We start from the raw sequence: 21,256 nt of genomic DNA, 5'->3' as shown, positions 1-21,256 counted from the left end.
GGAGGGTGGAGAGGGACGTGGTCGTGAACGAATACGCCGTGATCGCCGAGGGGCTTGAGAAGAGGTACGGGGACAAGCGCGCGCTGGACGGCTTCGACCTGGAGGTGCGCAGGGGGACCGTCCACGGACTGCTCGGGCCCAACGGCGCGGGCAAGACGACCGCGGTGCGCGCGCTGGCGACGCTGCTGCGGTTCGACGCGGGGCGCGCCGAGGTCGCGGGCGTGGACGTGGCGCGCGACGCCCGGGGCGTACGGCGCAGGATCGGGCTCGCCGGGCAGTACGCGGCGGTCGACGAGACGCTGACCGGGCGGCAGAACCTGGAGATGTTCGGGCGGCTCTTCCACCTCGGGGGGCGGCGCGCGAAGCTGCGGGCGCAGGAACTCCTGGAGCGGTTCGACCTGGTGGACGCGGCGGAGAAGGGCGCGGGCAAGTACAGCGGCGGGATGCGCCGCCGCCTGGACCTGGCCTCGTCGATGATCCTCGCGCCCGACGTGCTGTTCCTGGACGAGCCGACGACCGGGCTCGACCCGCGCAGCAGGGGCGAGGTCTGGGACGCGGTGCGGGCGCTGGTGGCGGGCGGCACGACGGTGCTGCTGACGACGCAGTACCTGGAGGAGGCCGACCGGCTCGCCTCCCGCGTCACCGTCATCGACCAGGGCCGCGCCATCGCCGACGACACCCCCGACGGGCTGAAGGACCGGGTCGGCGGCGACCGGATCGAGGTCGTCGCGGCCGAGGCCGCCGACCTGCCGGCCGTCGCCAAGACCGTCGCGCGGGTCTCGGTGGCCGAACCGGAGGTCGACGAGCTGGAGCGGCGGGTGCACGCCCAGGTCGAGGACCGGGTCGCGGCGCTCACCGAGGTCGCGCGGACCCTCCAGGACGAGGGGATCGCGGTCGAGGACATCGGGCTGCGCAGGCCGAGCCTGGACGACGTCTTCATGCGCCTGACCGGACACCGTACGGAAGAGACCGCGGAGACCGAGGAGAAGGGGGCCGCGGCATGAGCGCCGTCGACCTGAACGTGGACGAGCGGCACGGCCGCGCCTACTGGGCCGTCGCCGACTGCCTGAACCTGGTGCGCAGGGGCCTGACCTACTACCGGCGCCAGCCGGTGCTGATCGTGTGGCAGCTGGGCTTCCCGATCCTCTCGGTGCTGCTGTACGGGTACGTGTTCGGCGGCGCGATGAAGGCGCCCGACGGGGGCAGCGTCCGCGACTTCCTGATGCCCGGCATGTTCGCGATGACGATGGCCTTCGGCTTCATGAACACCGCGATCGCGGTGGTGACCGACGCGAACAAGGGCGTCATCGACCGGTTCCGCTCGATGCCCATGGCGCCGTCGGCGGTGGTCACGGGGCGCGGCGTCAACGACCTGATCGTGGCCGCGGCCGAACTGACGATCCTGGCCCTGACGGCACTGGCGATGGGCTGGCGCGCGGACGGCGGCGTGCTCGCCTCGCTGGGCGCGTTCGGCCTGCTCCTGCTGCTGCGGTTCTGCCTGATCTGGGTGGGCATCCTGCTGGGCCTGCTGGTCCCGACCCCGGAGGCGGCGGGCTCGCTCTACGCGGTGGCGTTCCCGCTCACGATGATCTCCAGCGTCTTCGTCCCGCCGTCCACGATGCCGGACTGGCTGGGCACGGTCGCGGCCTGGAACCCGATCTCCTCGACGGCCGCGGCGGCCCGCGAACTGTTCGGCAACCCGGTCGCGAGCGACGGCAGTTGGGTGCAGGAGAACGCACTGCTGATGGCGGTGGTGTGGCCGCTGGCCATCACGGCGGTGTTCCTGCCGCTGGCGGTGCGCAGGTTCCAGCGGCTGAGCAGGTGAGGCCTGCTACTGGCGGACCCGCCGCCGGGCCCCGGCCTCGATCAGGGCCTCGACGTCGAGGGTGACCTTGGCGCCGATGGAGTCGGGAAGGGTGACCTGCTCACCGGGGGCGTGGACGCGGTGGCTGCCGTACTCGGTGCCGTCCGGCTCGGTCAGGACGTGGACGCGCTGGTGCTTGCGGTCGACGATCACGTAGACCGGGATCCCGGCGCCCGCGTAGGCGGCGACCTTGTTGCGCAGGTCGTTGTTGTAGTTGCTGGAGGTGACCTCCAGGACGAGGCGGAAGCAGGCCGGGTCGGCACCGCCGTCATCGATCATGTGGTCGTCGATGTCCGCGTCGACGATCGCCAGGTCGGGAATGACGTAGTCCGAGGGGCCGCTCGGCAGCCAGACGCTGATGGCCTGGTGGATCTCGGTCTCCCCGTCGTGCAGACCGGCTGCGAGGAACGGCCTCATGAGCTTGGTCAGCACACGCGAATGGCGGATGTCCGCCAACGGGGTCACGGTGATGACGCCTCCGATGATCTCGACGCGATAGCCGGGGTTCCGCTCCATGAGCCTGTCGGCCGTTTCGAGCAGGGTCTCCGGCTCGCCGTCGCAGGGGTGCTCGACTGCTGCCGCAGACATGGGGCCTCCTGAATGGCTTGGGTCGAGAGCATCGTCGTAGGGCGGGGCGACCCCATGTGTCCTGTACGTGACCGTTCACCCTGTCGAGGGAGCGCGAAGGGCCCCGGCGCACGACCTGTGCGGCGGGGCCCTTCGTACGTGCTGCGGGGTTACAGCTGCTCGATCACGTAGTCGACGCACCGCGTCAGTGCCGCCACGTCCGCCGGGTCGATCGCCGGGAACATCGCGACGCGCAGCTGGTTGCGGCCCAGCTTGCGGTACGGCTCGGTGTCCACGATGCCGTTGGCGCGCAGCGCCTTGGCGACCGCCGCCGCGTCGACCTCGGCGTCGAAGTCGATCGTGCCGATGACGTTCGAGCGCTTCGCGGCGTCCGCGACGAACGGGGACGCGTACTTGGACTCCTCGGCCCAGCCGTACAGCGTGCGGGCCGACTCGGCGGTGCGGGCCGTCGCCCAGTCCAGGCCGCCCTGGGAGTTGAACCAGGTCAGCTGCTCGTTCAGGAGGAAGAGCGTGGACAGCGCCGGGGTGTTGTATGTCTGGTTCTTCAGGGAGTTGTCGATCGCCGTCGGCAGGCTGAAGAACTCCGGGACGTGGCGGCCCGAGGCGTGGATCCGCCGGGCGCGCTCCAGGGCTGCGGGGGAGAAGGCGGCGATCCACAGGCCGCCGTCCGAGGCGAAGGACTTCTGCGGGGCGAAGTAGTAGACGTCCGTCTCGGTGATGTCCACCGGGAGGCCGCCCGCGCCCGAGGTCGCGTCGACCAGGACGAGGGCGCCCTCGTCGGCGCCCGCGACGCGCTCGATCGGCGCCGCGACGCCCGTCGAGGTCTCGTTGTGCGTGAACGCGTAGACGTCCACGCCCGCCTCGGCGACCGGGTCCGGGTGGGTGCCCGGGTCGGAGGAGATGACGGAGGGGTCGGCGAGCCACGGGGCGAGCTTGGCGGCCTTCGCGAACTTCGAGGAGAACTCGCCGAAGGAGAGGTGCTGCGACCTGTTCTCGATCAGGCCGTGGGTCGCGACGTCCCAGAAGGCGGTGGAGCCGCCGTTGCCGAGGATCACCTCGTAGCCGTCGGGGAGGGAGAAGAGGGAACGGATTCCCTCGCGCACCGAGCCGACCAGGTTCTTCACCGGAGCCTGGCGGTGCGACGTGCCCAGGAGGGACGTGCCGGTGGCCGCGAGGGCGTCCAGCGCCTCCGTACGCACCTTGGAGGGGCCCGCGCCGAAACGGCCGTCGGCGGGCTTGATGTCAGCGGGAATCCGGATCTCAGCCACGGGCGGAGCCTAGCGGCTCCGGGGGGTGCCCCGGAGATCGCGTCCGCCCGGTGAGACCGGGGCGTCCGGGGCGGGGCGGGCACGCGCGGCGTGTGCCCACCCCGCCCCCGCAGCGCTACGGGGCCAGGCGGACCGGGAGGTCGTAGAGGTCGTTCTGGGTCAGGACCGGCTTGTGGCGGAGCTCGGCCGCCGGGACCGCCAGGTCCAGCGAGGGGAACCGCGCGAACAGCGCGGGGAGCGCCACGGACGCCTCCAGGCGGGACAGCGCCGCCCCGGGGCACACGTGCGGCCCGTGCCCGAACGAGATGTGCCGGTTCGGGCTGCGGGTCGCGTCGAACTCGCCCGCCGTCTCCCCGAACTGCGCCGCATCGCGCCCCAGCGCCGCGAACGAGATCATCAGGCCCTCGCCCGCCGGCAGGACCCGGTCCCCGACCGCGATGTCCTCCGTCGCGAACCGGATCAGGACGTGCGACGTCGGCGTCGACCACCGCAGCGTCTCCTCGATGACCCCCTCCCAGGGGATCTCCCCGGCCAGCACCCGCGCCAGCTGCTCGGGGTGCGTCCGCAGCGCGACCACCGCGTTGACGATCAGGCTGATCGTCGTCTCGTGGCCCGCGACCATCATCACCTGGAGGGTGTTGAGGATCTCCTCCGCCGACAGCCGGTCCCCGTCCTCCGACGCCTCGATGAGCGCGCTCGTCAGGTCGTCGCCCGGAGTGCTCTTCTTCTCTTCCAGGATGCGGGAGAAGAGTTCCCGCATCTCCGCGAGGACCCCCAGCACCTCGGCGGGAGGCGTCTGCGTGGAGAAGAACTTCTCGAAGAGCGTCTTGAGCCGGGGGTGGTCCGCCTCGTCCACGCCCATCAGCCGGGACACGACCTGCATCGGCAGCGGCCAGGCGAACTCCGCCTTGAGGTCCACCACTTCACCCGCCGGGTGGGACGCGAGGCCGTCCAGCAGCGCGTCCGTCATCTCCTGGATGGACTCGCGCAGCAGCTCCACCCGCTTGGGGGTGAGCGCCTGCGCGACCAGCGTCCGCAGCCTGCGGTGCTCGGCGCCGTCCGCCGTCAGCATCGAGGGGCCCGGGTTGACCAGCCCGATCAGCGGCCAGTCCAGGGGTATCTCGCCGCGCTGCCACTTGCCCCAGACGTCGATGTCCTTCACCAGGCGCGGATCGGTGAGGAGCTGGCGGGCCTCCGCGTAGTGCGTGACCGCGAACACCTCGACGCCGCCCGGGAGTTCGACCCGCGCCAGCGGGCCGGCGGCGCGCAGGGTCGCGCTCTCGCCGTCCAGGTCGCGGACGAAGGGGTCCAGTACGACGGGCGCGCCCGCGGCGTGCGGGCAGGCGGCGGACGCTTCGGTCATCTGGTGCCTCCGATGGCGGGGGTCGGGCTGAAGGTGACGGGCAGGGAGGTGAGTCCGCGCAGCCACGGCGAGGGGCGGCGGGTGAGGGACTCGGCGGGGACGGCCAGGTCGATGTCCGGCAGCCGGTCGAGCAGCACCTCGACCGCCGTACGGGCGATGACCTCGGCGACCTCCTGCGCGGGGAACGGGCAGCGGTGCTCGCCGTGGCCGAACGAGAAGAACGCGTTGTTGCCGCCGGTGAGGGACGAGCCGTCGGTGCGGACCTGCGGGTCGGCGTTGGCGGCGGCCAGGCCCAGGAGCAGCAGGTCGCCCGCCTTGATGTGGCGTCCGCCCAGGTGGGTGTCGCGGGACGTCCAGCGGCCCGCGACGTTCTGGGTGGGCGTGTCCTCCCACAGCACCTCGTTCATGGCCTCGCCGACGCTGTGCCGGCCGCCCGAGAGGGACGCGGCGAAGCGGGTGTCGGTGAGCATCAGGCGCAGCGTGTTGCCGATCCAGTCGGCGGTCGGCTGGTGTCCTGCGGCCATCATGACCATCAGGTCCTGGGCGATCTCCTCGGGCGAGAACTCCGGGGCGCCGTGGGTGAGCAGGTGCGACGCCACGTCCTTGCCGGGGCGCGCGGACTTCTCGGCGATCAGGGCGCCGATCGTCTCGACGACGTGGCCCTGGCCCTCCAGGGCCCGCTCCTTGCCGTCGATCATGTCGTTGAGCGCGGCGACCAGGCTGGGGCCGCGCTCGTCGGGGATGCCGTAGATCTTGGCGAGCACCCGGACGGGGAGCAGCATCGCGTACCGGCTGACGATGTCGACCTCGCCGATGCCGCAGAACGCGTCGATGAGCCCGTCCGCGAACTCCTCGGCGTACCGCTTGAGCGCGAAGGGGTCGACCTCTTCGAGCGCGTCGCCGATGAGCCCGGCGCGGCGGGTGTGCCGCTCGCCGACCGTGTAGAGGATCGACGGCTGCTTGCGGCCGATCATCGGGAGCAGCGGCCAGTCGGCGGGGATGCGGTCCCACTGGTTCCACAGGTCGGAGTCGCGCGAGAAGAGCACCGGGTCGCTGGTGACCTGGTGCAGCTCGCGGTAGCCGACGACCAGCCAGGCCGGTACGTCGCCGTCGAGCACGACGGGCACCACCTGGCCGTGGTCGCGGCGCATCTCGCGGTACAGCCCGCCCGGTTCGGTGGCGAAGCGGGGTCCCGACAGCGGGACGGCGTGCTGGACCGGGCAGATGCCTGGGGTGGGCGCTGCGGGGGTGGTCATGTGGCCTTCCGGGAGAGCGACTGGAGGTGCTCCAGGAGCGTGATCAGTACGTACTTGCTGGACGAGCGGTCCCGGGCGTCGCACTCCACGAGCGGCACGTCGGGCGGCAGGTCGAGCGCCTCGCGGATCTGGCCCTCGGTGTGGACGGGGCCGCCGAAGTCGTTGCAGGCGACGATGAAGGGCGTGCCGTGCCGCTCCAGGCGGTCGATCGCGTACCAGGAGTCGGAGAGCCGGCGGGTGTCGACCAGGACGACCGCGCCGAGCGTGCCGGAGAAGAGCCGGTCCCACAGGAACCAGAAGCGCTCCTGGCCGGGGGCGCCGAAGAGGTAGAGGACGTTGCGCTCGTCGACGGTGATCCGGCCGAAGTCGAAGGCGACGGTGGTGGCGGTCTTGGTGTGCACCGACGCGGTGTCGTCCACGCCCGCCGCCTCGCCCGCGCGGGTCATCGTCTCCTCGGTGTTGAGGGGGCGGATCTCGCTGACCGAGCGGACCATGGTGGTCTTGCCCGCGCCGAAGCCGCCCACGATGACGATCTTGAGGCCGTTGTCCGCGGTGCTGCGCAGCGGACGGCGGCCGGTCGACGCGGGAACCGGGGCCTGGGCCGGGGCCGGCGTGGTGGGGTCAGAGGTTGCGGAGTGCAACGAGCACCTGCTCAAGGAGGTCGGGGTCGGGGACGGCCGATGCGTCGAGCGGCCGCGGGTGGCGGGCGCTGATCCGGCCGGTGTCCAGCAGGTCGCACAGCAGGATGCGCACGATGCCCACGGGCAGGCGCAGCTCCGCCGCGAGCTCCACGACGGCGGTGGGCGCGTCCTGGCAGAGCCGCAGGATCGCGGTGTGCTCCGACTGCATGCCCGGTGCGGGGCCGCTCTCCGCGACGACCAGGGTGACCAGGTCGAACCGGTCCGCGTCGGTGGCGCGGCTGCGGCCGCCCGTGACGGTGTAGAGGCGGTCGGGGGACTCGTCCCTGATGCTTCGCGGGGGCGTCATGAGCGGGGCGGTGCGATCAGGTGCTCGCCGAGCTGCTCGACGAGCTCGCTCATGTTGTGCCCGACGAGGCCGACGTCGGAGTCCTCGTCGGCGACGACGGCGAGGTGCGCGCCGTCGCCCGCCTCGACGATGAGGAGGATGCCGCCGTAGAACTCGGTCATGGCGGAGCGCACTCCGCCGGTGCCGTTGCCGAACTCGACCGAGGCGCCGTGCGAGAGCGACTGGATCCCCGCGGAGATCGCGGCGAGCTGGTCGGCCTGGTCGACGGAGAGCTCCGGGGTGCGGCAGAGCTTCAGCCCGTCCCGGGAGAGTACGAGGGCGTGGCGGGTGCCTGGCGTGCGCTCCAGCAGGCTCTCCAGGAGCCAGTTGAGCTGCTCGTCGGTGGTGGCGGGTGAGGCGGTCATGCGGCGGGGTTGCCTTCCGGGGACGGGGAGGCGGTGGGCGCCTCTGAGGTGGGCGTGGGGGAGGGCTGCGGGGCCTCGGGAGCGGGGGCCGCGGGGGCGCCGTTCGGCGCCTGGGTGGGGGCTTGGGCGGGGGCCTGGGCGGAGGCCGCGTCGGCGCCGGACGCACCGGGCGCACCGGCCGCGCGCGCCACCGTGCTGGGCGCATTCGTGCTGGGCGCCACCGTGCCGGGCGCACCGGCCTCGCGCGCATCCGTGCCGGGCGCATCCGTGCTGGGCGCCACCGTGCCGGGCGCATTCGTGGCGGACGCATCCGTGCCGGGCGCCTCGGCCGCCGGCGCCTCGCTCGCGGCGCGGACCGCGTCGCGGAAGCTGCTGAAGCGCAGGGCCTGCGTACGGGCGTTCTCGGCGTCGTCGGACGCGCTGCGGCGCTGGGGCTCGGCGTGCGCGGCGGCGCGGGCCTCGGCGGCCGCCAGGGTGCGGCCCCTGCGGCGCTTGGGCAGGCCGCTGTCGCCGATGACCGGGAGGGTGCCCGAGGTGTCGGACGCGCCGGACAGCGGGGCGCGCTCGGACCCCGAGGCGTGCTCGGGCTCCGGCTCGGGGCGCGGGGCGGGCGCGACCGGGGCCTGGGCGACCGGGGCAGGGGCGGGCGCGGCCTGGACGGGCGCGGCCGGGGCCGCGGGGATCGCCGGGGGCACGGGCGCGGCCGGGATGGCGGCGGGCGCCGGGGCCGTGGCCCTGGGGGCGCGGGTGATCAGCGGCTGGGGGACCAGCAGCAGGGCGCCCGTGCCGCCGCGCGCCGACGGGCGGAAGGAGACCTTCAGGCCGTGCTTGCGGGCCAGGCGGCCGACGACCGCGAGGCCCAGGCGGGTGCCGGAGAGCGCGGTGAGGTCGGTGGACTCGGCGCAGACCGCGCGCTCGGCGCGGCGCAGCTGCACGTCGCTCATGACCAGGCCGCTGTCCTCGACGGTGAGGACGACCCCGGCGGGCACCTCCTCCACGTACACGTGGACCTCGGCGGTGGGCGGCGAGAAGTTCGCCGCGTTGTCGAGCAGTTCGGCCAGGGCGTGCATGACGCCCTCCGCCGCGTGCCCGGCGATCGCGATGTCGCTCGCGGAGTGGATCCGGATGCGCTGGTAGCCCGCGATGCGGCCCATGGCGCCGCGCAGGATCGACTCCATCACGATCGGCTTGGCCCAGCGGCGGCCCGAGCGCGCCCCGGTCAGCACGGCGATGGAGTCGGCGAGGCGGCCCGCCTGGGCGGTGCGGTGGTCGAGGTGCAGCAGGTCGCCGAGCACGTCCTCGTCGGCGTGCCGGTGCTCCATCTCGCGGAGGTCGGCGAGCATGCTCGTGGCCAGGGCCTGCATGCGGCCCGCGGCGTTCGCGCAGGCGGACACGGCGGCGGCGCGCGCGGACTCGCTGCCGGCCGCGGCGGCCGAAAGGCGCTCCACGTCGGCCGCCAGGGCCCGCGTACGGGCGGTCAGTTCGGCGTCGCGGGCCTCCGCGCGGGCGCTCACGTCCGCGACCCTGGCCTCGGCGCGGCCCGTCACGTCGGCGACCCGGGCCTCGGAGCGCGCGGTCACGTCCGCGACGCGGGCCTCGGCGCGGGCGGTGACCTCGGCGTACTGGGCCTGGGCCCGCGCGGTCAGTTCGGCGTGCTGGTGCTCGACGCGGCGCGTCAGTTCGGCGTTGGCCGCGCGCAGTGCCTGCGCCCTGGAGCGGTGGTGCGCGGCGAGCGTCACGGCCGAGGTCACGGCCACCGCGGCGGCACCGACGGCCCACGCGGTGTCGGGCGCGGCCACCGCCGCCCAGAGGCAGAGCAGACCGGTGACGGCCGCGGATATCAGCAGGACGAGCGCTGTCGGCCGGGAAGAGGGGTGCAAGGTGGGTCCTTGGGAGCGGACTGCGGCGGGCGGCGGAGACGTCGGACACGGCGGGCGGAGCTGGTCGGGCGGGGTACGGCGGGTTGCGGCGGGGTGAAAACTGACGGAAAAGCAGGGCCGTGAACTGGAGTGAATAGTTCCCGGTTAATTCGGGGTCACTATAGGAGAGTTATTGATCGGTTTGGCAGGCCCCCCGTGCATGCTTCCGATGAACGCTGTCGACATTCGTACACCGGAACCGCGACTAAATAGGTTCAAGTCACATCTAATCAGGTGCGTCCCGGTCGGAGCATCCTGGTGGCATGACAGAACTGGCACGGGCGCTCCGTCAGGCCGTACGCGGGGACGTGGAGTTCGACCCGGCCGCCCGCGCCCTGACGACGATGGACGCCTCCAACTACCGCCGCGTCCCGCTCGGCGTCGTCGCCCCGAGCGACGCGGACGACGTCGCCGCCGCCCTCGCCGTCTGCCGCGCGCACGCCGTGCCGGTGGTGGCGCGCGGCGCGGGCACCTCCATCGCGGGCCAGGCGACCGGCACCGGCGTCGTGCTCGACCTCACCCGCCACATGCGTGCCGTCGTCTCGATCGACCCCGAGGCGCGCACGGCCGTCGTCCAGCCCGGCACCGTCCTCGACGAACTGCGCGGCGCGGCCGCCGCGTACGGGCTGACCTTCGGCCCCGACCCCGCCACGCACAGCCGCTGCACCCTCGGCGGGATGATCGGCAACAACTCCTGCGGCGCGCACTCGGTCGCCTGGGGCACCACAGCCGACAACGTCGAGGCACTGACCGTCGCCGCGTACGGCGGCACCACCCACCGCATCGGCAGCGGCGGCTGGCAGGGCGCGCCGGAGGGCCTGCGCGACTTCACGGCCCGGCACCTCGCGCCGCTGCGCACCGCCTTCCCCGACCTGCCGCGCCGCATCTCCGGCTACGCGCTGGACGCGCTGCTGCCCGAGCGCGGCACGGACCTCGCGCGGGCGTTCTGCGGCAGCGAGGGCACGCTCGGGGTGGTGACGGAGGCGACCGTGCGCCTCGTGGCGCCGCCGCGCGCCCGGGTGCTCGCGGTGCTCGGGTACGCGGACGAGAGCGCGGCCGCGGAGGCGGCGCCCGGCATCCTGCCGCACGGGCCGCTGACCGTCGAGGGCATGGCGGCGGACCTCGTACGAGGCGGCGGGGGCGGCCTGCCGAGGGGCGGGGCGTGGCTCTTCGTCGAGGTCGGCGGCGCCACGGCGGCCGAGGCCGGGGACCGCGCGGCGCGGATCGTGCGGGCGGCCGACGCGCTGGACGCCGCGGTCGTCGCCGACCCGGCGGGGCAGCGCGCCCTGTGGCGGATCCGCGAGGACGCGGCGGGCACGGCGACGCGCATGGCGGACGGCACGGAGGCGTGGCCCGGCTGGGAGGACTGCGCGGTCCCGCCCGCCCGGCTGGGCGGCTACCTCCGCGAGTTCCGCGCGCTGCTCGCCGCGCACGGGCTGCGCGGGGTGCCGTACGGGCACTTCGGGGACGGCTGCGTCCACGTCCGCGTCGACTTCGACCTGATGAGCACGGCGGGCGTGGCCCGCTTCCGCGCGTTCTCCGAGGAACTGGCCGACCTGGTCGTCGCGCACGGCGGCTCCCTCTCGGGCGAGCACGGCGACGGGCAGGCGAGGGCGGAACTCCTGCCCAGGATGTACGGCCCCGAACTGGTCGCCCTCTTCGGCGACTTCAAGGACCTGTGGGACCCGGAGGGCGGCATGAACCCCGGCGTCCTCGTCCGCCCCGCGCGCCTGGACGAGAACCTGCGCTTCGACGTGCTGCCGCGCGGGCCCGTGGACGTGGTCTTCGGCTATCCGCAGGACGGCGGGGACTTCGGGGCGGCGGTCCGCAGGTGCGTGGGCGTGGCGAAGTGCCGTACGGCGCCGTCCGCCTCCTCGCCGTCGGACGTGATGTGCCCGTCCTTCCGCGCCACGGGCCTGGAGGCGCACTCCACGCGCGGCCGGGCCAGGCTGCTGCACGAGATGCTGGCGGGCGAACTCGTCACGGACGGCTGGCAGTCGGACGAGGTGCGCGAGGCCCTCGACCTCTGTCTGTCCTGCAAGGGGTGCAGGTCGGACTGTCCGGTGGGCGTTGACATGGCCACGTACAAGGCGGAGTTCCTGCACCACCACTACGCGGGCCGGCTCCGCCCCGCCGCGCACTACGCGATGGGCGGGCTCCCGGTGTGGCTGCGCGCGGCGGCCCCGTTCGCGGCCCCGCTGAACGCGCTGGCGCGGGTGCGCCCGCTGGCGGCCCTGGCGAAGCGCGCGGCGGGCGTGGCCCCGGAGCGGGACCTGCCGGTGCTGGCGACGCGGACCCTTCGGCAGGTGCTGAAGGGCCGGGACGCCGCGGATCCCCGGGCGGTCCTGTGGCCGGACACCTTCACCGACCACCTCTCGCCGTCGGTCGGCGAGGCGGCGCACCGCGTCCTGGCGGCGGCGGGCATCGGGGTCGCGCTGCCGCCCGCCCGGGTCTGCTGCGGCCTGACGTACCTCTCGACCGGCCGGCTCGACGGGGCGCGCAAGGTGCTGCGGCGCACGCTGGACCGGATGGAGCCGCTGCTGGCCGCGGGCCTCCCGGTGGTGGTCCTGGAACCGAGCTGCGCGGCCGCGCTCAGGTCGGACCTGCCGGAGCTGCTGTCCGACGACGGGCGCGCGGCCCGGCTGTCCGCGTCGGTGCGGACGTTCGCGGAGGTGCTGGAGGAGTGCGCCCCGCACTGGCGCCCGCCGAGGCTGGACGCGCCGGTCGCGGGCCAGACGCACTGCCACCAGCACGCGGTGCTGGGCGACGGACCGGACCGCAGGCTGCGCGAACGGGCGGGCCTGACCGGTGGATTGAGCGGCGGCTGCTGCGGCCTGGCGGGCAACTTCGGCTTCGAGAAGGGCCACTGGGAGGTGTCGGTGGCGTGCGCGGAGGACCGCCTGCTCCCGGCGGTGCGGGAGGCGGCGAAGGACACGGTCCTCCTGGCGGACGGCTTCTCGTGCAGGACACAGCTAGCCCAACTGGCGGGAGCACGGGCCCGGCACGTGGCGGAGGTGCTGGCGGAGGGTCTGGGGGAGGGGCTGGCGGAGCCGGAGGGGGAGCCGGGGTAGGGGGGTGTACGGGGTCGGGGGCGGTCCGGGTCAGTGGGGCGGGGGGTCGTGGGACAGTTCGCGGGCCAGGTCGCGCAGGGCCGTGAGCGCCGGGTGGCGGGGGCCCTCGCGGTGGGTGAGGAGGACCTCGACCCGCGGGGCGTCCGGCAGGGGGACGTACGTCACGTCCGGGTGCGGGTGCTGGTCCGCCGTGGAGGCCGACGAGACGCCGACCCCGGCGCCCGCGGCGATCGCGGCGAGCCAGTCGTCGGTGTTGGCGACGGTCAGCGTCGCGGTGGGGCGGGCCGCGGCGGGCCACAGGCCGAGGGTGGTGTTGCCCGAGACCGTGTTCAGCACGATCGTGGCCGACGCGAGGTCGGCCAGCGCCAGCGCGGGTCGCGCGGCCAGCGGACCGTCCGCCGGGACCGCCGCGATCCTCGGCTCGGTGAACAGCAGCTCGGTGCGCAGTCCGGGCTCGGTCACCGGTCCCCGCAGCAGCGCCGCGTCCACCGCGCCCCTGGTCAGGCCCGCCGTACGGTCGTCGATGCGGCGCAGCTCCAGCGGGGTGTCGGGGTGCTCGCGCCGCCAGCGGCGCAGCAGCGGCGTCGTGTACGGGCCGAAGGCCGACCACGCGTGTCCGATGCGCAGGGGCGCCGGGTGCAGCAGCCGCCCCGGGGCCAGCGCCTCGTCGAACGCGGCGACCACGGCCGAGGCCCGCGTCCGGAACGCCTCGCCCTGCGCGGTCAGTACGAGGTGGTGCGTCGAACGGTCCACCAGGCGCACGCCGAGGTGGCGTTCGAGCGCGGCGAGGGTGCGGGACGCGGCGGGCTGGGTGAGGTGGAGGCGGGCGGCGGCCCGGGTGACGTTGCCCTCGTCGGCGACGGCGAGGAAGCAGCGGAGGTGGCGGATCTCCATGCTGCCCGCGGGGCGGTCGTGCTTGGCGGGGAACGGTGCGTTTTCGGTGCTTTCCGCGCCCTTGGAGGCGGTCATGTCTGGGGAGCATAACGGGAGGGTCATAGGCATTTCACGCAACACCACAGGTGCAGTACGTTGGCTTGGTCGGTGCAGTGTGATGCACTCTCGCGCGGCGGGGGTGGGGAGAGGTGGAGCCCGGTGAGTGAAGTGCGTACCGCCCAGGGAGGGTTGGGGACGACCGTCGCTCCCGGCACGCCTCCGGCGGCGGGGCCGGGGACGGGCCGGGCGGCGGGCCGCGCGACGGGTCGCGGAATGGCCCAGGGGCCGGGGCAGGCGACAGGTCAGGGCGCGGGCGTGGGCCAGGGTGCGGCCCCGGACTCGGGCGCGGGCGCGGACTCGGGCGCCGGGGGCGGTGCCTCGCGCGCGCCGGGAGCGGTGCGCCGCGCGGCCCTCGGGCCCGTGGGCCTGGTCGTCGCGGGCGGCCTCTCCGTACAGATCGGCTCGGCCTTCGCCGTACTGCTCATGCCGCACGCCGGCGCGTTCGGCGTGGTCACGCTGCGGCTGGTGGCGGCGGCCGTCGTCCTGCTCGTCGTCTGCCGCCCGAAGGTGCGCGGTTACGGCCGCGCCGACTGGGGCACGGTCCTCGCCTTCGGCCTCGTCATGGCCGCGATGAACACGCTGCTGTACCAGTCGACGGCCCGCATCCCGCTGGGCGCCGCGGTCACCCTCGAAGTGCTCGGCCCGCTCGCCCTCTCGGTGATCGTCTCGCGCCGCTGGGTCAACGTGGTGTGGGCGGGCCTGGCCCTGGGCGGCGTCGCGCTGCTCGGGAGCGGCGGCTTCGACCGGCTGGACCCACTCGGGGCGGCGTGCGCCCTGGGGGCGGGTGCGTGCTGGGCCGCGTACATCGTGTTCAGCGCCCGTACGGGCCGCCGCTTCCCGAAGGCCGACGGGCTGGCGCTCGGCATGGCGTTCGCGGCGGTGCTGAGCCTGCCGATGGGGATCGCGGAGGCGGGCACGGCGCTGCTGGAGCCCCGGACCGTCGCGCTCGGCGTCGCGGTCGCGCTGCTGTCCTCCGTCCTTCCGTACACGCTCGAAATGATCGCCCTGCGCCGCATGCCCGCGCCGACCTTCGCGATCCTGATGAGCCTGGAGCCCGCGATCGCGGCGGGCGCGGGCTTCTTCGTGCTGCACCAGGCGCTGTCGCTGACGGACGCGGCGGCGATAGCGCTGGTGATCGGGGCGAGCGTGGGGGCGGTGCGGACGCAGGTGGGCGGGGGCGGGGCGAAGTAGCCCCGGGGGTGCGGGAGTCGATCGCGCGCCTTGGCGGTCGATCGACTCCCGCGCCCCGGGGCGTTCACCGCCCCTCGGTGCCCCGGGAGCCGGCCACCTGGTCGCGGTACGCCTGGAAGGACTGCCAGCCGTTCGGCCCCTGCGGCGTGATCAGCGCTCCCGCCGAGCAGTCCAGCACCTTGCAGCCGAGGACGGCGGCGAGCCGGAAGACGGGTTCGAGGACGTCGTCGCCCGAGCCGCGTATGTGGAGCATGATCGACTCCACCGGGTCCACCTGGCCGATGCTCAGCTCGATGGACCAGGTCGGCCCGTAGAGCACGCCCCAGGCCGGGTCCGAGAGGTCGGCGGGCACCGCCCGGCGCACGGCCGCCAGGACGTCGTCGAGTCGCCCGAGCGGGGGCGGGACGCAGTCGTCGGGCACGTCCGCGACGGAGTCGACTCCGTCGGGCAGGTGGAGAAGCAGGACGTCCCAGCTCATGAGGTCTCCAGAGGGGTGGCGGTCGTGGGGCGGCGCCCGGCCCCCGGGCCGGGCACGGGCTCTCAGCTCGGTTCGGGCCGCCCGCCCGCCGCCTCGCCCGCGAGGGCGCCGCGGAGCCTGCCGATGCTCGCGTGCCAGGGTCCGTCGGCGGACTCCTCCCAGAGCTCCAGCATCTCGGACGGCTCGGTCGTGACGCGGTCGAGCGCCCGCAGGGCGAGGGTGCGCAGGCCGGCGAGGTCGGCGAGGGCGGGAACGGTCCCGTCGGGGCCGTACGCGGAGTCGACCGGATCGCCGCCGGGGCACTGCGCGGCGATCAGCGCCGCCGCGGCGACGGCCTGGGCGGCGAAGTCCGAGTCGAGGTAGTCGGCGGTGTCGACCGTGACGACGAGCGCGTCCCGTATGAGGCCCTCGCGCGCCTCGGGCAGCGCGTCGTCGAGGGAGCCGCACCAGTCGGCCGCGGTGTCGTTGTCGAAGGGGCCGACGTCCCAAGTACCCATGTGTATCTCCTGATCGCGAAGGTGTGGGTGCATCGTGACAGGGGGCACTGACAACGGGGTGCGGTGCTCACCGGCTCCACGCGCTGTGACCGGTCGAGACGCCTGCCACCGGGCTCAGGCCTTCGTCCCCCCGTCACGGTCGCGCGCGATCTCCGTACCGCCTCGTCCCCATGCCTCCAGCAGTTCCCGCTCGCGCCCGCTGCTGAGGCCGGCCCGGCGGGGCCGGTCCAGACCCTGCGCCCGCTCCCAGCGCAGGGTGTCCGCGAGCATCTCCACTCGGGGCCGATGCCGTAGGCCGGCCGCGCCGGCCGCGGACCCGTTGCGGGCACTGAAGCCGGTCCAGTCCGGGTCGGCCATCCACATCGCGAGCGACTCCGGGCCCATGAACTGGCCCACCTCCTGCCCGCGCAGCCAGTCGGCGTCGGCCTCCACCACCGGCCCGGTGTGCCCGCCGATCTCCCTCGACAGCGCGACCCATTCGTCGAAGGGCACGATCGGGCCGACCGCGTCGTACGTTCCGGTCGTCCCCTTCTGCGCACAGTCGAGCAGCCACGCCGCGAGGTCCCGCGCGTCGACCGCCTGCGTCGTGATGCCGGGCGCGGCGGGCACCAGCAGCGGCGCCAGCGGCTCGCGCGCCGCGCGGCCGACCCAGTACCCGGTGCGGCCGCTGTGGTCACCGGGACCGCCGATCAGTCCGGCCCGCGCGATGAGGAGCCGGCCGCCGACCGCGGCCACCGCGGCCTCCTCGCAGGCCACCTTGGCCTCCCCGTACTCTTCGCGGTCGACCTCGTCCCGCCCGGTCGCCGGGAGCAGTTCCGCCGACTCGTCCGCGCCCGGCTGCGCATGCGTGGCATACGCGCTGATCGAGGACACGTACGACCAATGGGCCGCCCGCTCGCCGAAAGCCGCCAGTGCCTCGCGGACGAATGCCGGCTGCCACGACACCTCGACCACAGCGTCCCAGTCGCGGCCCGCCAGGCTTTCGTACGCAGACGGGTCGCGCCTGTCCGCGACGACCGCTGTAGCGCCCTCGGCCACTTCGCCGCTCTCACCGCGGGCCAGGCAGGTCACCCGATGTCCGCGTTCCAGTGCCTGCCGCGATATCTCGCGGCCCACCCATGCTGTTCCGCCCAATACCAAGATCTCCATCGGCTCACCCAAACACGGACGGTGATTCTGCGAGCCCCTGGTTCGCCGCGGGCGTAGCGATCCGCGACGAGCCGCCGGAGTCGGCCACGAATCCGGTGACAGGCGTCTCGCCCGGTCACCGGCGCCATGGCAGCCAGTCAGTCAGTCAGGTCGGAGTCAGGAGTCGGGGGGGCGACCGAACCACCTTGAGGGGAAGAGGAATTGGGATTCTCCTGCTCTGTCGCCCGTGAACGCGGGGCCCACATAATGAGGCTCTTGATGCCGGGTGGGGGAGGGCGCGGATGTCGTCGGAGCACAGTGCCGCAGTGGTCCCGGCCGCGTTGCGCGTCGCGGCTCAGGAGTACGGGCTGGGACGCCGCGAGGGGCTCGTGCGCAACGATCCGAAGCGCTTCCCGTGGGCCGCCGTACTGCCGATCGGCCTGCTGGGGGTGCTCCTCGGGTGGCTGGCCCTGTCGTTCGCGATCGAGGACCAGCGGGAGCAGGGCGCCTGGTACTACTCGCTTCCGCTGATCGTGCTCGCGGCGCTGCCGCTGGGGTTCGTCGGGTACTTCCTGTTCATCTGGCTGCTCCGCCCCCCGCCGCCCCAGACCTGGGTGGCCCGGCACGAGCACGGCGTCGTCTGGCAGGTCGGCGGCGGGGAACCGTGGGCGTACACCTGGGACGAGATCGCCTCGGTCACCCGGCAGGGCACCAAGGTGAGCAACGGGATCACCAGCGCCACCATGCACCAGCTGACCGTGTGGTCGCAGGACGGCGCCGAGATCGTGCTGGGGGACGAGTACGGCGGGCTGGCGGCGTTCGCCGAGGGCCTCGACGAGGCGTTCAGCCGCGTGCGGGTGCCGCAGGACGCCGAGCGGCTGGAGGCCGGTGCGCGGGTCGAGTTCGGGCTGGTCCGCATCAGCACCTCCGGCATCGAGCTGGGTGACAACCGCATCGCCTGGCGGGAGGTGGAACGGGTCGACGTGAAGCAGGGCCGGGTGGAGGTGCGCCGCCGGGGCGAGCGGAAGCCGTGGCTGACGCTTCCGGCGCCGGGCTTCCCCAACCTGCTGGTGTTCGTGACGCTCGCGGACGCGTTGCGGCGGCGGGGCGCGGACGGGGGCTGAGGGGCGCGTCCGGGGGCGGTGTTCCCCGGCTCAGGCCGCGTACCCGAGGACGAGGGCGCCGACGACGGGGGCGGCGTAGACCACGGGGAAGGGGACGTGGGAGTACGCGCGGGCGCGGATGACGGTGATCACGGCGCCGGTGAAGTAGAGGACGAGCCCGATGCCGGCGAGTACGCCGATGAACGGTACGGCGAGCCCGACGAGGAGCCCGAGGGACCCGGCGGCCTTGGCCAGGCCGAGGAAGGTCCACCAGGTGCGGGGGACGGAGTACTGGGTGAGGGCTTCGACGACCCACGCGGCACCGGAGAGGACCGCGTAGCCGGAGTACCCGGCCATCAGGGCGGCGACGACGGTGACGACGGTGTGGGCGGTGCTCATGACGGCCTCCGGGGCGGGTCGGTTCGGCTGCGGTACGGCTTCGGTTCGGCGAGGCGTCCCGTGCGGGCGCTTCTGGTGGTCTGACCCGGGGGGAGGAAGGTGTGTGACAGGCGCGCGGAAATTTCTTTCGGCGGGTAGACGGGGAGCGCCCGGCTGAGCCGCGAACGCCGCCGGACTACCCGGACGCCCCGGACGATCCGGATGACTCAGTCCGGCGTTTCAGTCCGGCGTTTCCTCGCCGCGCGGATCCAGCACCGCGCGGTGCGCTTCGCACGCGTGCACCGCGCGGGGCGGCCCCGAGGCCGAGTCCACGTACGCCACCACCCGCACGTCCCGCAGCCCCCCGCACCGCACGCAGCACGGCGACTCGGTCACCGCTCCACCCCCACCGCGCGCCGCGCCCGTTCCAGCAGCCGGACCACGTCCCGCGCCGCACACGCCGCGCCGATCCTGCGGGGCGGGACGGCCCAGTAGATGCCGCACGAGGTCCAGGCCGGGTGGGGCACGTACAGCCAGGTCCCTTCGCCCACGCACTCCGCGTCGGTACGGGTCCATGCCGCTTTCGTGCCGACGGGCACGAGCGCGTGGTACCAGCGGTACCCGTTGCTGAGCACGGGCCCGCCGCTCAGCAACTCCTCCAGTGCCAGGGCGATTTCGCGGTCGTCCTCGCTCCCGGCGACGGCCCGCACCAGCCGGATGGGAATCCGGACGGCGTCGAAGTGCACGCCGAGCGGCAGGAACGCGACCCCGCCGAGGCTCGCGGACCAGTCCTCGTACGCGGTGTCCGGCGCGGGCGCGGTCGAAGCCAACCAGGCCGCGACCGCGGCGACGGGGTCGGTCGGTACGGGCCTGGTCGCTCCGGACCGGGTAGGTCCGGACCCGTCCGGTTCGGGTCCCGTCGCTCCGGACCCGTTCGGGTCGGTCTTGGTCATGGGTGTGCTCCGCTCTCCGGTCTCGGCAGCGGCCTGCCTTCTGCCTGCCGACGACCGTAGGAGCGGGGCACGCCCGGTGAGGGCACAGATCGTGTCCCCTGCCCGGCCCCGGCCCCGGCCCTGGGCCCTGCCCGCTCCTTACGCGGCGAGGAGCCCGATCCGCCCCGCCAGTTCGGTGGCGCGCCGACGCCGGGGCGCCGATTTCGACTCGGTCCCCTCCAGCACGATGCTCCTCGCGTAGCCGTTGTACTTGATCGTCTCGGGGGCCACCGCGTACGCCCTCTCCAGCGTCGCCAGCGCCGCGTCGCGCTGCCCGTCGAGCCGGTATCCGCGCGCCTCCTCGACGTGGTGCCTGGCCCGCCTGGGCCGGGAAGGGATCGCCGTCGCGTCCGCGCGCGTCGCCTGCCGTACGGACTCCGGTCCCGCGTGCAGCTCGACCGCGATGGTCACCGCGTGCGCGCCCATGACGGCGCGCGAGAAGCTGCTGACCGGGTGGTAGTAGTCGGCGGGCAGCCGCTCGGCCATCGCCCGCGCCGCGTCCCAGTGTCGCCACGCGGTCCCGTGCTCGCCGCGCCGCGCGGCCGTGTACCCCGCTTCGAACGTCAACGCCCCCGCGACAGCCAGCACTTCGTGCGAAGCGTCGGGCAGCAGCGGCGCCAGATACCGCAGCGCGTCCATCGTCACCGCGTCCGCCGCGTCGAAGTGCGCGGGCCCCGTGTCGCGGTGCGCCTGCGCGAGCAGCCACGCCGATACGCCGATCGTGTGCGGGTCCCCGGACTGCTGCGCGGTCAGCATGCCGCGCTCGGCCACCCGCCACAACAGCGAGGCGTCCGGCTGGTACGCGATGAAGAACTGCGCCAGCGAGTAGACCTCCGAAGTGACCGCCTGCGCCTCCCGCCACGCCACCGGATCCTGCGCCTGCTGTACGGCGAGCGTGGCGTCACGGATCAGGTCGGGCAGCAAACCGCCGACGACGTCACGGTGGTTGGGGGCCTCGTGCCGCGCCTTCCACGCCTTCGCGAGGCGCGCCCGCAGGTGCGCGATCGACGGGGCCTCGCGGTCCGCGCCCAGCGGCAGCGCGTCGACCGCGGCACGGACCGCGCCGAGGCGGGGGTGGCCGGGGCCGACGAAGAGGTCCACCCGCATGTCGGGCCGACCTGTCAGATCCGCGAGGTTTCCCACGCGCAGCGCCTCGGCGATGCGGAGCACCATGTCGATCCCGGGCGGCTGGAGTTGACCGTTCTCGATCCGCTTGACCCAGGACGGCGACATGCCCAGCAGGCCGGAGAGCACGGTACGGCTCATGCCCCGGCGTTCGCGGAGGATCTGCATCCGTTGGCCGAAGCACAACGGGTCGGCGTACGGGTCCGGGGTGGCTTCGGTAGACATGAGACCTGCCCTTCTCTGCCTCGCTCTGCGGCGCGTCACTGGCAGGGTAGGCCGCAGATCCTCTTCCTCGTGAGGCCGTAAGGGGACTTATCGCCTCGCTGCTGGCGACGGATGCCAGTGCGCGAGCCGTTGAACTGGGCGATCGATCGCGAGAGTTCGATTGACCTCCTCCTGCTGGTGCCCGGCCGGAGAATCGGCCGGGCGCCAGCGCGTGGTCAGCCCCCTAACCTGTGCACCGGCTACCCCATCGCACACGCCATTCACTGGACACGCCCTAGGGTGGTGCTCGGTTGGAGGAGAGAGGGAGGGAGCCGCGGTCGAGGGCGGACTCGTCCACCTTCAGCGCGCCGGAGGCGTCCCCGCACTTGCGGGGCTGGTCCGGTCTCGGGCATCTCGGCGAGCACGCAGAAGGCGGCGTCCCCGCCT

Annotated in this window: 21 protein-coding genes; 5 read left to right on the top strand and 16 right to left on the bottom strand. The window is 74.0% G+C overall.

The features are described 5' to 3' along the window. The first annotated feature begins 23 nt into the window (after positions 1–23). Entirely contained in the window at positions 24–1,004 is a 981-nt protein-coding gene (locus tag ACIBNE_RS07815) for an ATP-binding cassette domain-containing protein (protein ID WP_399271265.1), read from the top strand. Continuing rightward, on the top strand, positions 1,001–1,825 hold the full coding sequence (locus ACIBNE_RS07810; protein ID WP_399270564.1) for an ABC transporter permease: 825 nt from the start codon (positions 1,001–1,003) through the stop codon (positions 1,823–1,825). Before ACIBNE_RS07815 ends, ACIBNE_RS07810 begins: the two co-directional genes overlap by 4 nt. Before the next feature lie 6 nt (positions 1,826–1,831). Here the strand turns inward: ACIBNE_RS07810 and ACIBNE_RS07805 are convergent, their stop codons facing one another. The 8 genes from ACIBNE_RS07805 to ACIBNE_RS07770 all read right to left on the bottom strand — a co-directional run bounded on the left by ACIBNE_RS07805 (position 1,832) and on the right by ACIBNE_RS07770 (position 9,610). Beyond that, on the bottom strand, positions 1,832–2,452 hold the full coding sequence (locus ACIBNE_RS07805; RefSeq protein WP_399270563.1) for a Uma2 family endonuclease: 621 nt from the start codon (positions 2,450–2,452) through the stop codon (positions 1,832–1,834). 149 nt (positions 2,453–2,601) lie between these two features. Next, positions 2,602–3,720 carry a phosphoserine transaminase gene (serC, locus tag ACIBNE_RS07800; RefSeq protein WP_399270562.1) on the bottom strand — a complete coding sequence of 373 codons (1,119 nt, stop codon included), beginning with the start codon at positions 3,718–3,720 and terminating at the stop codon, positions 2,602–2,604. 115 nt (positions 3,721–3,835) lie between these two features. Further along, a complete protein-coding gene (locus tag ACIBNE_RS07795) occupies positions 3,836–5,083 on the bottom strand; it encodes a cytochrome P450 (protein ID WP_399270561.1) in 1,248 nt (415 codons plus the stop codon). After that, positions 5,080–6,339 (bottom strand): cytochrome P450, encoded by a 1,260-nt coding sequence (locus tag ACIBNE_RS07790; protein ID WP_399270560.1) that lies wholly within the window; start codon positions 6,337–6,339, stop codon positions 5,080–5,082. The genes ACIBNE_RS07795 and ACIBNE_RS07790 overlap by 4 nt, the downstream gene beginning before the upstream one ends. After that, positions 6,336–6,902 (bottom strand): GTP-binding protein, encoded by a 567-nt coding sequence (locus ACIBNE_RS07785; RefSeq protein ID WP_399271264.1) that lies wholly within the window; start codon positions 6,900–6,902, stop codon positions 6,336–6,338. Before ACIBNE_RS07785 ends, ACIBNE_RS07790 begins: the two co-directional genes overlap by 4 nt. A 58-nt stretch (positions 6,903–6,960) precedes the next feature. Continuing rightward, the gene (locus ACIBNE_RS07780; RefSeq protein WP_399270559.1) at positions 6,961–7,326 is read right to left on the bottom strand and encodes a DUF742 domain-containing protein; all 366 of its coding nucleotides are present in this window, start codon (positions 7,324–7,326) and stop codon (positions 6,961–6,963) included. After that, complete coding sequence (locus ACIBNE_RS07775) at positions 7,323–7,730, bottom strand: roadblock/LC7 domain-containing protein (RefSeq protein WP_399270558.1); 408 nt, start codon at positions 7,728–7,730, stop codon at positions 7,323–7,325. Before ACIBNE_RS07775 ends, ACIBNE_RS07780 begins: the two co-directional genes overlap by 4 nt. Further along, the gene (locus ACIBNE_RS07770) at positions 7,727–9,610 is read right to left on the bottom strand and encodes an ATP-binding protein (protein ID WP_399270557.1); all 1,884 of its coding nucleotides are present in this window, start codon (positions 9,608–9,610) and stop codon (positions 7,727–7,729) included. Before ACIBNE_RS07770 ends, ACIBNE_RS07775 begins: the two co-directional genes overlap by 4 nt. Before the next feature lie 302 nt (positions 9,611–9,912). Here ACIBNE_RS07770 and ACIBNE_RS07765 point away from each other — a divergent pair, with 302 nt between their 5' ends. After that, positions 9,913–12,720, top strand: coding sequence for an FAD-binding and (Fe-S)-binding domain-containing protein (locus ACIBNE_RS07765; protein ID WP_399270556.1), 2,808 nt, complete (start codon positions 9,913–9,915; stop codon positions 12,718–12,720). Positions 12,721–12,750: 30 nt separating this feature from the next. Here ACIBNE_RS07765 and ACIBNE_RS07760 read toward each other — a convergent pair whose 3' ends face one another. Beyond that, the gene (locus ACIBNE_RS07760) at positions 12,751–13,614 is read right to left on the bottom strand and encodes a LysR family transcriptional regulator (protein ID WP_399271263.1); all 864 of its coding nucleotides are present in this window, start codon (positions 13,612–13,614) and stop codon (positions 12,751–12,753) included. 312 nt (positions 13,615–13,926) lie between these two features. Here ACIBNE_RS07760 and ACIBNE_RS07755 point away from each other — a divergent pair, with 312 nt between their 5' ends. Beyond that, the gene (locus ACIBNE_RS07755; protein WP_399271262.1) at positions 13,927–14,904 is read left to right on the top strand and encodes an EamA family transporter; all 978 of its coding nucleotides are present in this window, start codon (positions 13,927–13,929) and stop codon (positions 14,902–14,904) included. 64 nt (positions 14,905–14,968) lie between these two features. Here ACIBNE_RS07755 and ACIBNE_RS07750 read toward each other — a convergent pair whose 3' ends face one another. The 3 genes from ACIBNE_RS07750 to ACIBNE_RS07740 all read right to left on the bottom strand — a co-directional run bounded on the left by ACIBNE_RS07750 (position 14,969) and on the right by ACIBNE_RS07740 (position 17,028). Continuing rightward, positions 14,969–15,382: a hypothetical protein gene (locus tag ACIBNE_RS07750; protein WP_399270555.1), complete on the bottom strand. Its 414-nt coding sequence runs from the start codon at positions 15,380–15,382 to the stop codon at positions 14,969–14,971. A gap of 62 nt (positions 15,383–15,444) precedes the next feature. Next, the gene (locus tag ACIBNE_RS07745; protein ID WP_399270554.1) at positions 15,445–15,879 is read right to left on the bottom strand and encodes a DUF4259 domain-containing protein; all 435 of its coding nucleotides are present in this window, start codon (positions 15,877–15,879) and stop codon (positions 15,445–15,447) included. A 114-nt stretch (positions 15,880–15,993) separates the two neighbouring features. Continuing rightward, positions 15,994–17,028, bottom strand: a complete 1,035-nt coding sequence (locus ACIBNE_RS07740; protein WP_399270553.1) for an NAD-dependent epimerase/dehydratase family protein — start codon at positions 17,026–17,028, stop codon at positions 15,994–15,996. A gap of 281 nt (positions 17,029–17,309) precedes the next feature. Between ACIBNE_RS07740 and ACIBNE_RS07735 the strand changes: the two genes are divergently transcribed. Continuing rightward, positions 17,310–18,131 (top strand): DUF6585 family protein, encoded by an 822-nt coding sequence (locus ACIBNE_RS07735; protein ID WP_399270552.1) that lies wholly within the window; start codon positions 17,310–17,312, stop codon positions 18,129–18,131. 30 nt (positions 18,132–18,161) lie between these two features. Here ACIBNE_RS07735 and ACIBNE_RS07730 read toward each other — a convergent pair whose 3' ends face one another. The 4 genes from ACIBNE_RS07730 to ACIBNE_RS07715 form a co-directional block, all read right to left on the bottom strand. Beyond that, complete coding sequence (locus ACIBNE_RS07730; RefSeq protein ID WP_399270551.1) at positions 18,162–18,509, bottom strand: DoxX family protein; 348 nt, start codon at positions 18,507–18,509, stop codon at positions 18,162–18,164. A gap of 219 nt (positions 18,510–18,728) precedes the next feature. Beyond that, positions 18,729–18,884, bottom strand: coding sequence for a hypothetical protein (locus ACIBNE_RS07725; protein WP_399270550.1), 156 nt, complete (start codon positions 18,882–18,884; stop codon positions 18,729–18,731). Continuing rightward, a complete protein-coding gene (locus ACIBNE_RS07720) occupies positions 18,881–19,441 on the bottom strand; it encodes a hypothetical protein (protein ID WP_399270549.1) in 561 nt (186 codons plus the stop codon). Before ACIBNE_RS07720 ends, ACIBNE_RS07725 begins: the two co-directional genes overlap by 4 nt. A gap of 138 nt (positions 19,442–19,579) precedes the next feature. Then, on the bottom strand, positions 19,580–20,830 hold the full coding sequence (locus ACIBNE_RS07715) for a helix-turn-helix domain-containing protein (RefSeq protein ID WP_399270548.1): 1,251 nt from the start codon (positions 20,828–20,830) through the stop codon (positions 19,580–19,582). Positions 20,831–21,256: the final 426 nt, after the last annotated feature.

The sequence above is a fragment of the Streptomyces sp. NPDC050504 genome (assembly GCF_044458065.1).
Classification (GTDB): domain Bacteria; phylum Actinomycetota; class Actinomycetes; order Streptomycetales; family Streptomycetaceae; genus Streptomyces.
This window is presented reverse-complemented; position numbering and strand designations above follow the sequence as displayed.